This is a genomic window from Serratia sp. KH_031, assembly GCF_057839655.1.
Genome location: NZ_CM174496.1, coordinates 3,486,773 through 3,499,908 on the forward strand (window position 1 = coordinate 3,486,773; position 13,136 = coordinate 3,499,908).

The window sequence follows — 13,136 nt, forward strand, 5'->3', positions numbered from 1 at the left end:
AATTTACCTGCATACTTGCCAGAGTTAAAATGGCAAAGCACTGTCTTTTTTAACTTTCGGATTAGACCAACCTTGATCAAGCCACGGTAATAACAAACCGGCCTCCTTTCTCATGGTCAATACACCAAAATACCCATCAAAACGGCTAGAGATAGCATTCACCTGATTACTGTAGTGCTCACTTTCTGCAATTAATACATCCAGTAAGGTTCGTTTACCTAAGTGATACCACTGTTGATAAAACATCCAGCGAATACGATCACTCTCTATCGAAAGTTTTTCATATGCTTGTGCCCGATCGACTTGCTTAATAATGTCTTCGTATTGCGTTTTGATTTTATATTCAATATCGCGCTGACGTTGTGCCTTACCTTCTTTGACTGCCTCAGCACGCCGCTCGGCCGCTGCAATTTTTGACATCCCAGAGAAGCCATTAAAAACATCCCAACTAACAGAAACCCCGGCTTGCAGATCCGTATCTTCACCATAGTTGCCTGCAGAGAAGCCTTTGGAAGCGACTAAACTCAAACTTGGCAGGTTCTTCGCTTTCTCTTCCGAAGCACTAGCCATCTGCGCCATATATTGCGCATCAGCTTCACGCATCATCGGCGTGTTATTGATATTAGTTAACGCTTGATTCAATGGCGGTAGATCCATTTTCCACGCGCTATCTACTGGCAGAACCTGCATGGTGGCGTTACCTAACCATTTCTGCAAAGAGACCTCCAACTGACGCATTTCTGCTTCGGCATTATCACGAGCCTCACGCGCTTGCAGTAAACGCGCTTTGGCTTGGGTCAGTTCGCTGACGCGGCCGGGGTCCGTTTGTACAATGCGGCTAAGCATCGTTACCAACTCATTCATGCGAGCTGCATATGCCGAGGCTAACTCGTAAATAGCTTTCTGTTTCCCCAGACGCACTTCGGTTGAAGTCACGTCAAAAGCCAAAGTATCTAACTGCGTCAAATAACGCTCACCGGCAACAACTGCAGTATATTCACGGTTTGAGATAGCGCTGGACAAGCGACCCCAGTCAAAAAGCGGCATTGACAATGATGCGTTTAAATCACCATCGTTGTCATACAGCTTATTGTTGCTACTGCCCGCGCTTAACGGCAATACGGAAGCATTAACGCGCATTTGTGGCCACCGCTCGCCTTTGGAGGCGGAAACATCGGACTCTGCTGCCATCCATTCAGCTTGGCTCTGGCGTAATTGGAAATCGCGCGATATCGCGATCGCAACCGCTTGGCGGAATAACCGACTGATCTTAGTTTCACGTCCACCAGTGTGTACCACCCCCGCCCCCACAGTTTTCGGTGCCGATAAACCACCACCAGAAACACGATCGGTGCTCACGGGCTCTAGCTTCAAATCACTCACTCGCGGATCTAACTTCACGCTGGCTTGTGCTTGTGCTTTCGCTTCGGCAAAAACATCTTCTTGCGGCGTTGGTGTATTCACCGCTGGTTTAGTGGTAACAGGAGCACTGTAAGTCGTCACTGGTGCCATAGGCACAGGTGCCTGCACGTTGTTAGTTACGGTGTTTTGCACCGGTTTCCCACGCGGTACAATATACGGCTTAGCTGGTGCAGCGTTGCTGTTCGAAAACAAACGGCTATCAGTGCTGCTCGCAGTAGTAGTTTGCACCGCAACTGGCGGTTGGATCTGCTGCGCTTGAGCAGACACCACGGGCTTGAGCGTATTTGTTGGCGTCACTGATGATGGTGACACTCGCTGCATCGTCGTTGGCGATGTGCTATAGACCACTTGCGGTTGCACAGCCACGGGACGCGGTGTTTCAGCCACGAGCCGAGCAGACGTTTCTTTTGGTGTAACCACATTGAGCACGGGCTCAGACACTATCTCGGGCACTATCTCAGACACTCTCGGACGTTCAACCACCAGGGTCGATGTCATCGGTTTGCTAACCGGTTCTGAATTTGACTGATGATTCTGATCCCACTGATCCAAAAAACCTTGAATGTCGTTAGCTTGCTTACTGTTAGCATGAACCAGAGAGCTGCCCAATAACGCACAAGCGATCCCAATACAGAGTTGTAGCGGCTTACGTTTAAAGCGCAATGGCCGTTGTGAATGTTTCATTGCCTTATGCATTATCTTTCCCTAAACGCTTCGCGGGCCTTCAATACTGGTTTCAGCAGATAGCTCAAAATGGTTTTTTCACCGGTCTTGATTTCAACCGACGCAGTCATACCTGGAATAATCGGATGTCTCTTACCGCCGGCCACTAGCTCTGTTTGTCCCGAGCGCACTAGTACGCGGTAATACGAGGTATCTTTGCCTGGTTGGCGGTTTTTCTCATCTTCCAAGGTATCTGGGCTGATGTATTCGAGCGTGCCATCCAACCCGCCATAAATAGCGTAATCGTAGGCAGTTAATTTCACCGTGGTCGGAGCCCCAGGGCGCAGGAAGGCCACGTCTGCCGGGCGAACCTTAGCCTCTACCAGCAGTTCATCATCCAAGGGTACGATTTCCATAATGTCGGCCCCTTGTTGAATAACCCCACCGATAGTGTTCATACGGATGTTTTTCACTGTGCCTTTAACCGGCGCGAGCACCGTGGTACGTTTCATGGTGTCCTGCCTAGCAACCACGGTTTCCAGCGTTTGCGCCAGTTCAGATTCCAGCTTGACCAATTCAGCGTTAGCATCCGAGTGATAGCGGTTCTTACGTTCAGAGATTTGCAGGCGGAAATCATTCGCTTGCCGTTTCATACGTAGCAACTCCACTTCAGACATCAGCCCCTGAGCCACCAGCGGTGAAGACATACCTATCTCTTTTTCTGCCAAAGCTAGGCTGCGTTGTAATACAGCAATCCCTTCATCCATCGCCTGTTTACGTGCCTGATAGGCTTTGGTTTCGTCACGTACCACCGAAGGTATCGCTTTTACGCTGTCCGGGAAGTTAAGGGGTTGACCAAAAGATTCTGCACGCAAACGCGCCACAGTACCTTCCAGACCAATCACCTTCGACACCCCCTCACGGTAGGAAGCGCCAGCACGCGTGGCATCAATCTTCAGCAAGACTTGACCTTTCTCGACGATATCACCCTCACGCACGTTCATATCTTCGAGAATACCGCCTTCCAAGATTTGAATGACCTGCTCACGGCTAGCCGGGATCACCTTCCCTTGGCCTTTAGTGACTTCTTCAACCTTGGCTTGCGAAGCCCAGATACCGCCAACGATCAGAGTAATGATAAATAGATACAGCACGAGCATCGAACCCGGTGTGGACTGTGTGAGCAGCGCTGCACGCAGATCCCTCATAAACTCGGTGTCGCCTTTTTTTACTTTCCCTTTCTTTTTAGCTGGCTTGGGCGCTGCCGCTTTCTTAGCTGGTTCTGACGCTACTGATGGAGTGGTAGCTGGGACTACTACGGTATCTTTCGGCGCTTCATCTTGATTGTTAGTATTCATCTGTTATTTCCTTATTCCACCACCGCTACTGGTGCAACTTGATTCGCAGCGGGACCTACCGGCGGGCTTTTCACCTCTGCCGCAGGTTTTTTACTTAATGTCGCCAGCACTTCAGCTTTCGGACCATCAAGTACCACTTTCCCTTCATCCATCACCACGATACGGTCAACCTGCTCAAGCAGTGAATAACGGTGAGTGACCACAACCATGGTTTGATCTTTGGTCGCCGCCCACATACGTTGCAGGAATAGTCCTTCTGTCTGGGTATCCATCGCGCTGGTGGGTTCATCCATCAGCAACAGTTTCGGTTTGCAAAGCAGGCAACGAGCTAGCACCACCAGCTGTTGCTGACCGCCAGAAAGCCCCTGACCATGCTCACCAATTGGCAATTCAAAACCCAGCGGATGTCGACGCGCCATTTGATCTAGGCCGGTTATACGTGCCACTTCCAAGAACGCTTCGGTACTGCAGTTGGGTTGCCCCATCATGATGTTTTCACGTAACGAGCCGTAGAACAGGCGTGAATCCTGACCAACGAATCCCACTGTCGCGCGCCAGTCGGCAGGCTCGATTTGCAATGAGTCCAAACCGTCCATTAAAACCTGCCCGCTGGTTGGTTCGTACAGCCCAGCCATCATGCGTAACAGAGTCGATTTACCACTGCCGATACGTCCCAGAATAGCGATACGTTCACCCGGCGTGATTTTAATATTGACGTTCGTCACCACTGGCGGTTTAGGCATGCCATCCGTACTTGGATAGGTAAAGTTAACTCTCTTGAGTGTCAGTGCACCGGTTAGTTTTGGTGCAGCCAGATAGTTACGGTCAGGGTCACGTTCTGATGGCTTCGCCATCAAACCATTAATGGATTTCATCGCGGCACGTGCCTGCTGGAAACGCACAGCCAAACCAACAATTTGCCCCAGTGGCGCGACCACTCGACCAGACAAAATAACCGTACCGATCAGAGCCCCCATCGACATCTCACCAGCACCGATCAGGTACACCCCCCAGCACACGATGGCTACAGTCTGAACCTGCTGCATGGTACTCACGAAGTTGGTTGCCAAGCCGGAAAGCATCTTGGATTTCATTGAAGTAGCTGATGTCAACGCACTGTAATTCTCCCAGCGGCGTTGCATGAAGCCTTCACCACTGATAGCTTTCAGTGACTCCATACCTTCGATGGACTCAATCAAAACCCCTTGTTTTAGGGAGCTTTCACGCAGGTTTTCCTGCATGATTTTTGATAATGGCCATTGAATCAGCAGGCTGATAATCAAAATAATCGGGATTGCTGCCAGTGAGACAAAAGCTAACGGCCCACCGATGAGTGAAATGATGAAAACAAACAGGAATACAAACGGCAGATCGCTGATTGTTACTAATGTTGCAGAGCTCACGAAATCACGCACAGACTCATATTCACGTAACTGGTTAGCGAACGTACCTGCAGAGCCCGGCTTGTGTTCCATACGCATAGACATGGCATGGCGGAAAAGCTTGGAGCCAAGGAGAAGATCGGCCTTTTTCCCCGCAACATCGAGCAAATAGGCTCGAATATTACGGCCTATAAACTCCATGAAAATAGCGATCATGACACCAATCGCCAACGACCAAAGTGTTACGTAGGCTTCATTGGGCACCACGCGGTCGTACACGTTCATAGTAAAAAAGGTACCCGCTAACGCCAATACGTTAACCAGCAGTGCAGCCAGCGCGGCGCTGTAATAATAACGACGAAAACGCCACAGAATACTCCACAGCCAATGTCCCTTAGATTTCTCCTCTGGATCACCAGCACGGCGGTCAATTTGCGGACGTTCTTTAATTAGTAGTGCATAACCTGAATATTGTTGTTTAAGATCTTCCTCACTCAGTTCAGCAATACCGCCCCCCGTTTCCGGCAAAATCACCTGAAACAGATGCCCATCCTGTTGGTTTGCTTCATGAGCAAGCAACACCATGCCGCCACCGTCTTTACGGATTAAAATTGCAGGTAGCACGAAACTAGAAATATCTTGCGCATCACGCTTGACCAAACCCGAGTTCAACCCTTGGCGGGCGAGTGCATCAGTAGCGACAGAAGCTGTCAATTGATCTGCTTTCGGTAATCCGGCACAAAAAGCCTGAGTGCTAGTCGCATGCCCATGATATTCGCAGATCCAGAGCAAGGATTGTAATAGGGTATCAAGACGATGGGGAATGAAGGGTGTCCTTCCTTCCTCTTGGATTTCTGGTTGATTCATTTTATTCCTACTTTATTTTCCTATTCCTACTGATTTACATCAGAGGTTGATCCGTTTTCATTCACCCAACTAATTAGTGACAACAACAAACCAGAGATAAAATCAAAAATGATGCATTACTTTTTATTTTTGTTAAAAAAAAGGAAAAACAAAAAAAAGCTTAATGAAAGATATCCAGAAGGGTAGGAAGTTATAAATTTTTTACGAAGCACCTTCATTCATCCTTGAATCATATTAATCATTTGGATAACCTCCACTGGCATCATTTATGTACCAAGAGTTCTACCGATGACTATGCTTTTCATTTTCAGACAGCAACATTCCCTGCTGCTCGTTGAAATCTATTGAATATACATTTAGGATTATCAGCCTTCCCTATAGAACTGGGCACCTAACAGCCTTCACTCCAATAAAAAAAATATATAGTTAATGACTTAAAAATAAACACAACATATATATGGATATTCCTCAACTGCCGCTCACTCTAAGTATCTTCCCAAAAAATGTCAACACGCTAAAAATCAACCTAACAAAAACAATTTATAGCAATAAAAACAATGCATTGTAATTACTCGCATTCAAAAAGCCTGATAATTAATAGACTTTCCATAACGATGCCTTCAACGACTGCAACACGAACAAACTCAATAATCAGACAATAATATCGAAAAAAATCGATGAACAAGATAAAACAAACAGAAAAAAACAAAAAACCAGTCAATTACACCAACAATCACTTTTAAACATAGAAAGTAACTACAGAAAAACTTTATTACACCTTAGAAAGATAATTACTCCCTACGATTTATTTTCAATAAATGTCTTTACACATTCTTATTTATTTAAATTTCCAACAGAAATCTCTCATAAAAAATAGAATAAAAAATGAATAACGATCAATCATTCAAAAAAACAATGCCGTCTTATGTCTGGATAAAAGAGAAACTACCGGAAAGAGGGATAAATAAGTTACAGCTGTCCCCTTTTCTACACCAAATCGTAGTGGACTAATGAATATATAGCGACATTTTCCTTGGGTACACGTGATGAAAACGGAAATCTAAGGAGACATTTTGATTTTATACCATAAAAAAGCCGCCCATTTGGGCGGCTAAACGAATGATGTTTCTTATCACATCTTTAGCGATTCAGCACAGCTTTCACTGCATCACCGATATCAGCCAAGCTACGTACGGTTTTCACACCAGCGGCTTCCAGCGCAGCGAATTTCTCATCCGCAGTGCCTTTACCACCTGCAATGATGGCACCAGCATGGCCCATACGCTTGCCTTTTGGTGCAGTCACACCAGCGATGTAACCCACAACGGGTTTGGTGACGTGCTCTTTAATGTACGCTGCGGCTTCTTCTTCTGCGCTACCACCGATTTCACCGATCATGACGATGGCTTCTGTCTGCGGATCCTGTTGGAACATTTTCAGGATATCGATGAAGTTAGAGCCTGGGATCGGGTCACCACCGATACCGACACAAGTAGACTGACCCAAGCCAGCGTCTGTGGTTTGTTTTACGGCTTCATAAGTCAGCGTACCAGAGCGGGAAACGATGCCCACTTTGCCCGGCAGGTGGATGTGACCCGGCATGATACCGATCTTACATTCGCCTGGGGTGATCACACCTGGGCAGTTCGGGCCAATCATACGCACACCGGCTTCATCCAACTTCACTTTCACTGTCAGCATATCCAGCGTTGGGATGCCTTCAGTAATGGTGATGATCAGTTTGATGCCTGCATCGATGGCTTCCAGAATCGAGTCTTTGCAGAACGGAGCTGGAACGTAGATAACCGACGCAGTAGCGCCAGTCGCTTCTACCGCTTCGCGCACGGTGTTAAACACCGGCAGCCCCAGGTGAGTAGTGCCGCCTTTACCCGGCGTTACGCCGCCAACCATTTTGGTGCCGTAAGCGATCGCTTGCTCAGAGTGGAAGGTACCTTGGCTGCCAGTAAAACCCTGACAAATGACTTTGGTGTTTTTATCGATCAAGATAGACATTATTTACCCTCCACTGCAGCAACAACTTGCTGAGCCGCATCTGTCAGGCTGGTCGCAGCAATGATATTCAAACCGCTGTCTGCCAGTTTCTTGGCACCCAGTTCGGCATTGTTACCTTCCAAACGCACAACGACCGGGACGTTAACGCCCACTTCAGCCACTGCGCCAATGATACCGTCGGCGATCAGGTCGCAACGCACGATACCACCGAAAATGTTAACCAGAACCGCTTTCACTTTGTCGTCAGACAAGATGATTTTGAACGCTTCGGTTACGCGCTCTTTAGTTGCGCCGCCGCCTACGTCGAGGAAGTTAGCGGGCTCGCCACCATGCAGTTTAACGATGTCCATGGTTCCCATCGCCAGACCCGCACCGTTCACCATGCAGCCGATGTTGCCATCAAGAGCAACGTAGTTCAGCTCCCACTGAGCAGCACGGGATTCACGCTCATCTTCCTGAGAAGGGTCACGCATTTCACGCAATTCAGGTTGACGGAACAAGGCGTTACCGTCTGCACCCAGTTTGCCATCCAGACAGATCAGATCGCCCTGCTTAGTGATCACCAACGGGTTGATCTCAACCATAGCCAGATCGCGCTCCAAGAACAGCGCTGCTAGACCCATGTAGATCTTAGCGAATTGGCTAACTTGCTTACCGGTCAGACCCAGTTTGAACGCCAGTTCACGGCCTTGGTAAGGCTGTGGACCTGCCAGTGGATCGATGGTCATTTTGTGGATCAGTTCCGGGGTTTCTTCCGCAACTTTCTCAATTTCCACGCCGCCTTCGGTAGAGGCCATGAACACGACGCGACGAGTCGCGCGGTCAACTACCGCACCCAGATACAGTTCTTTATCAATATCTGTCGCAGCTTCAACCAGAATCTGGTGAACCGGCTGACCCAGTGCATCAGTCTGGTAGGTCACCAGACGCTTGCCCAGCCAGGCTTCAGCAAAAGCACGGATGTCTTCTTTGCTGTTAACCACTTTTACACCGCCAGCTTTACCGCGGCCGCCAGCATGAACCTGACATTTAACTACCCACGGACCGGAGCCGATTTTAGATGCAGCTTCTTCTGCTTCACGCGGTGTAGTACAGGCGTAACCAGTCGGTGCTGGCATGCCATACCGAGCAAACAGTTGTTTGGCCTGATATTCGTGTAAATTCATGATGTTCTATCCATTCAGTTCTGAAGGTTTTAGCCGAGCCATTTTGACGGAAAACCGCCTGACTTTAATCGGCCACATAGCACAGAGTGTGGGCGCGGCAGAACCACGCCCATTGCAGGTTATACGTCCAGCAGCAGACGAGCCGGATCTTCCAGCATCTCTTTCACCGTCACCAAGTAACCCACGGATTCTTTACCGTCGATCAGGCGGTGGTCATAAGACAGAGCCAGATACATCATCGGCTGAATCACCACCTGACCATTCACCGCCATTGGTCTGTCTTTAATAGCGTGCATGCCCAGAATGGCGCTCTGCGGTGGGTTGATGATTGGGGTAGACATCAGCGAGCCGAATACACCGCCGTTGGTAATGGTGAAGTTACCGCCAGTCAGTTCTTCGACCGTCAATTTGCCATCACGGCCTTTGACCGCCAGCTCTTTGATTTTCTTCTCGATGTCCGCCATGCTCAGCGAATCTACGTCACGCAATACTGGCGTTACCAGACCGCGCGGCGTAGAAACCGCGATGCTGATATCGAAGTAGTTGTGATAAACCACATCGTCGCCATCGATAGAAGCATTCACTTCTGGATAGCGTTTCAGGGCTTCAACCACCGCTTTAATGTAGAAGGACATAAAGCCCAAACGTACGCCGTGACGTTTTTCGAACGCTTCGCCGTATTGTTTACGCATGTCCATGATCGGCTGCATGTTGATTTCGTTGAACGTGGTCAACATGGCGGTGCTGTTTTTCGCTTCCAACAGACGCTCTGCCACACGCTTACGCAAACGAGTCATTGGTACGCGTTTTTCACTGCGATGCCCCAACGCGGCAGCTTGTGGTGCAGCAGCGGCTGCTTGTGTTGCAGCAACAGCAGGTTTCCCGCCTTTCGCCAGATGCGCTTCTACGTCTTCACGAGTGATACGACCACCGACACCGCTGCCTTTGATGGCGCTAGCGTCAAGATTGTGCTCTGCAATCAGGCGACGGATCGCCGGGCTGAGTGCATCATTGCTTTCTTCTGCCAGGCTCGCAGTAGCACGCTGTGCTGGAGTCGTCTCTTTGCTCGGCTTAGCTTCGGAGGTTTTACCAGAACTATCACCAGAACGAATACGCCCCAGGATCTGACGAGAAAGCACAGTAGCACCTTCACCTTCTACGATGGCTTCCAGAACACCCGCTTCGCTGGCTGGAACTTCCAGCACCACTTTATCGGTCTCGATCTCTACCAACACTTCGTCACGCTGGACGCTGTCGCCAGGCTTTTTATGCCATGTGGCAACGGTCGCATCGGCAACCGATTCAGGAAGGTCAGGAACCAGAATATCTACGCTACTCATTTAGCTTTCCTTTAATCTCTAATCAATATTCAGCGCGTCATTCACCAGAGCCTGCTGCTGCTTCTGGTGTACGGACATATAACCTACCGCCGGAGAAGCGGAAGCTGGACGTCCTGCGTAACGTAAAGAAGCCCCAAATGGCACTACTTCACGGAAGTTGTGTTGGCTACAATACCAAGCGCCCTGATTCAGCGGCTCTTCCTGGCACCAGACGAAATCATGCACATGGGCATACTGTTCCAACACCGCTTGAACGGCTTGATGCGGGAATGGATACAGCTGCTCGATACGCACGATCGCCACGTCTTTCTGGTCATTCTTGCGGCGTTGTTCCAGCAGATCGTAATAAACCTTACCGGAGCACAGCACCACGCGCTTGACGTTTTTCGGGTTCAGTTCGTCGATTTCGCCAATGGCAGGTTGGAAAGTGCCATTCGCCAACTCGTCGAGGGAGGAAACCGCCAGCGGGTGACGCAGCAGAGACTTCGGTGACATCACGATCAACGGACGGCGCATACCGCGCAGCGCCTGACGACGCAGCATGTGGTAAACCTGTGCCGGAGTAGACGGGATGCACACTTGCATGTTTTGTTCTGCGCACAGTTGCAGGTAACGCTCCAGACGCGCGGATGAGTGCTCCGGCCCTTGGCCTTCGTAACCGTGTGGCAACAGCATCACCAGACCGCACATACGGCCCCACTTCTGCTCACCAGAGCTGATGAACTGGTCGATAACCACCTGAGCACCGTTGGCGAAGTCACCGAACTGCGCTTCCCAGATAGCCAGTGTGCGCGGTTCAGCGGTGGCGTAGCCGTATTCGAACGCCAGTACCGCTTCTTCAGACAGTACGGAGTCCCAAACTTTGAACTCGCCCTGCCCGCTGTGAACATTCGCCAGCGGAATGTAGACCGAACCGTTTTTCTGGTTATGTACCACCGCATGACGGTGGAAGAAGGTGCCGCGACCGGCATCTTCACCGGAAATACGAATCGGAATACCTTCATCAACCATGGTGGCGTAAGCCAGCGTTTCTGCTGCGCCCCAGTCGAACAGCTTCTCGCCTGCGGCCATCTCGGCGCGATCGCCGTAGATTTTCGCGACCCGTGACTGCATCTCAACAGATTCAGGAACACTGCTGATGCGGCGAGCCAAATCCTGCAAGCGCTTCATCTCAACTTTGCTTGGGTACTCTTCGTCCCACTCGTGGTTCAGATATGGCGACCAAGTAAAGGAGTGCAGGTTCATCGGACGCCATTCTTCGACCACGCAATCACCGCGGTCGAGCGCATCACGATACAGGTTGACCATTTCCGTGGCATCTTCCAGGGTGGCAACTTTCTGTGCATCCAGTACGTCAGCGTAGATTTTACGCGGCGTTGGGTGTTTCTTGATCTTCTGATACATCACTGGCTGGGTTGCACTCGGCTCATCGGCCTCGTTGTGCCCATGGCGGCGGTAGCAGACCAGATCAATCATCACGTCACGTTTAAAGGTGTTACGGAAATCCAACGCTACGCGGGTAACAAACGCCACCGCTTCTGGATCGTCAGCATTAACGTGGAAGATAGGCGACTGAACCATCTTGGCGATGTCTGTACAGTATTGGGTAGAACGCGCATCCAACGGGTTGGAAGTGGTAAAACCAACCTGGTTGTTGATGACAATACGTACCGTACCACCCACTTCATAACCACGTGCCTGCGACATGTTCAGGGTTTCTTGCACTACGCCCTGCCCCGTAATCGCCGCGTCACCGTGAATAGTGATTGGCAGTACCATGTTGCTGCGTGCTTCATCCAGACGGTCACGACGGGCACGAACAGAACCCATAACCACCGGGCTAACAATCTCAAGGTGCGACGGGTTAAACGCCAGCGCCAAGTGAACCATGCCGCCTTCGGTTTCCAGATCGGAAGAGAAACCTTGGTGATATTTAACGTCACCGGTACCGAGGTGTTCTTTATGCTTACCGGCAAACTCGTCGAACAGGTCAGCAGGACGTTTGCCCAGCACGTTGATCAACACGTTCAAACGGCCACGGTGCGCCATACCCAGTACGACTTCACGCGTGCCATTTTTACCGGCATGGCGAATCATCTCTTTCAGCATGGGGACCAATGCATCGCCACCTTCTAGCGAGAAGCGTTTCGCCCCTGGGAATTTAGCCCCCAAATAGCGCTCCAACCCTTCTGCGGCAGTCAACTCATTGAGGAAGCAGCGCTTATCATCAGCACTGAAGCTGTTTTGGAAAGCGCCGGTCTCAATACGTTGCTGGATCCAGCGTTTTTCTTCAGTGTTGGTGATGTGCATATATTCTGCACCAATCGAGCCGCAGTAAGTTTGTTTCAACGCTGCATACAGATCGCCCAACTTCATGGTTTCTTTGCCGATAGCGAAAGAACCCACGTTGAAGGTTTCTTGGAAGTCCGCTTCGGTCAGATTGTGATAAGCAGGATCAAGGTCAGACACTTGATCTTGTTTCCACAGACCGAGAGGATCGAGGTTCGCATGTTGATGCCCGCGGAAACGGAAGGCGTTGATCAACTGCAATACCTTGACCTGCTTGGCATCGGTTTCTGGATCGCTGATGGTGGTGTTGTAACGCGCGGCGTCCTTCGCCAGACGGCGGAAGTAGTCACGAGTTTGGGAGTGGAGTTGATCGGGTTTGACACCCGCAGTAGGTAACTGTTGAAAAATGGAACGCCAACTATCTTCAACGGAGCCCGGATCGGTTAAGAAGTCTTCATAGAGTTGTTCTATATAAGACTGGTTCGCGCCCGCCAGATAGGAGGAATCCAGCCAGGCCTTCATTGCGCCGTTCTGCATTATGATCCCTTAAGCATTAATGCTTTAGTTTTCGCTTTCGCCGTGGTTAACATTTTTTACCGTGTTCAAAGACGGTTGCCGTAAACGGTTCACTCGACG

7 protein-coding genes are annotated in these 13,136 nt (G+C 49.9%); all 7 read right to left on the minus strand.

Annotation, left to right across the window (positions count from 1 at the left end):
- Nucleotides 1-24: 24 nt before the first annotated feature.
- Nucleotides 25-2,118, minus strand: a complete 2,094-nt coding sequence (locus tag AC3ISQ_RS15630) for a TolC family protein (protein WP_489347955.1) — start codon at nucleotides 2,116-2,118, stop codon at nucleotides 25-27.
- Nucleotides 2,118-3,293, minus strand: a complete 1,176-nt coding sequence (locus tag AC3ISQ_RS15635) for an HlyD family type I secretion periplasmic adaptor subunit (RefSeq protein WP_489353323.1) — start codon at nucleotides 3,291-3,293, stop codon at nucleotides 2,118-2,120. Before AC3ISQ_RS15635 ends, AC3ISQ_RS15630 begins: the two co-directional genes overlap by 1 nt.
- A gap of 161 nt (nucleotides 3,294-3,454) precedes the next feature.
- Nucleotides 3,455-5,692, minus strand: a complete 2,238-nt coding sequence (locus tag AC3ISQ_RS15640; protein WP_489347956.1) for a type I secretion system permease/ATPase — start codon at nucleotides 5,690-5,692, stop codon at nucleotides 3,455-3,457.
- Nucleotides 5,693-6,832: 1,140 nt separating this feature from the next.
- A complete protein-coding gene (gene sucD / locus AC3ISQ_RS15645) occupies nucleotides 6,833-7,705 on the minus strand; it encodes a succinate--CoA ligase subunit alpha (RefSeq protein WP_489347958.1) in 873 nt (290 codons plus the stop codon).
- A complete protein-coding gene (sucC, locus tag AC3ISQ_RS15650; protein WP_489347960.1) occupies nucleotides 7,705-8,871 on the minus strand; it encodes an ADP-forming succinate--CoA ligase subunit beta in 1,167 nt (388 codons plus the stop codon). The genes sucD and sucC overlap by 1 nt, the downstream gene beginning before the upstream one ends.
- Before the next feature lie 119 nt (nucleotides 8,872-8,990).
- Nucleotides 8,991-10,211 carry a 2-oxoglutarate dehydrogenase complex dihydrolipoyllysine-residue succinyltransferase gene (odhB, locus tag AC3ISQ_RS15655; RefSeq protein ID WP_489347962.1) on the minus strand — a complete coding sequence of 407 codons (1,221 nt, stop codon included), beginning with the start codon at nucleotides 10,209-10,211 and terminating at the stop codon, nucleotides 8,991-8,993.
- 18 nt (nucleotides 10,212-10,229) lie between these two features.
- The gene (gene sucA, locus AC3ISQ_RS15660) at nucleotides 10,230-13,037 is read right to left on the minus strand and encodes a 2-oxoglutarate dehydrogenase E1 component (RefSeq protein ID WP_489347964.1); all 2,808 of its coding nucleotides are present in this window, start codon (nucleotides 13,035-13,037) and stop codon (nucleotides 10,230-10,232) included.
- Nucleotides 13,038-13,136: the final 99 nt, after the last annotated feature.

Bases quoted from the DNA above. Each gene is read 5' to 3' on its own strand.
- sucA (WP_489347964.1), bottom strand. From the start codon at position 13,037: ATGCAGAACGGCGCAATGAAGGCCTGGCTGGATTCCTCCTATCTGGCG.
- AC3ISQ_RS15635 (WP_489353323.1), bottom strand. From the start codon at position 3,293: ATGAGGGATCTGCGTGCAGCGCTGCTCACACAGTCCACACCGGGTTCG.
- AC3ISQ_RS15630 (WP_489347955.1), bottom strand. From the start codon at position 2,118: ATGCATAAGGCAATGAAACATTCACAACGGCCATTGCGCTTTAAACGT.
- AC3ISQ_RS15640 (WP_489347956.1), bottom strand. From the start codon at position 5,692: ATGAATCAACCAGAAATCCAAGAGGAAGGAAGGACACCCTTCATTCCC.
- sucD (WP_489347958.1), bottom strand. From the start codon at position 7,705: ATGTCTATCTTGATCGATAAAAACACCAAAGTCATTTGTCAGGGTTTT.
- sucC (WP_489347960.1), bottom strand. From the start codon at position 8,871: ATGAATTTACACGAATATCAGGCCAAACAACTGTTTGCTCGGTATGGC.
- odhB (WP_489347962.1), bottom strand. From the start codon at position 10,211: ATGAGTAGCGTAGATATTCTGGTTCCTGACCTTCCTGAATCGGTTGCC.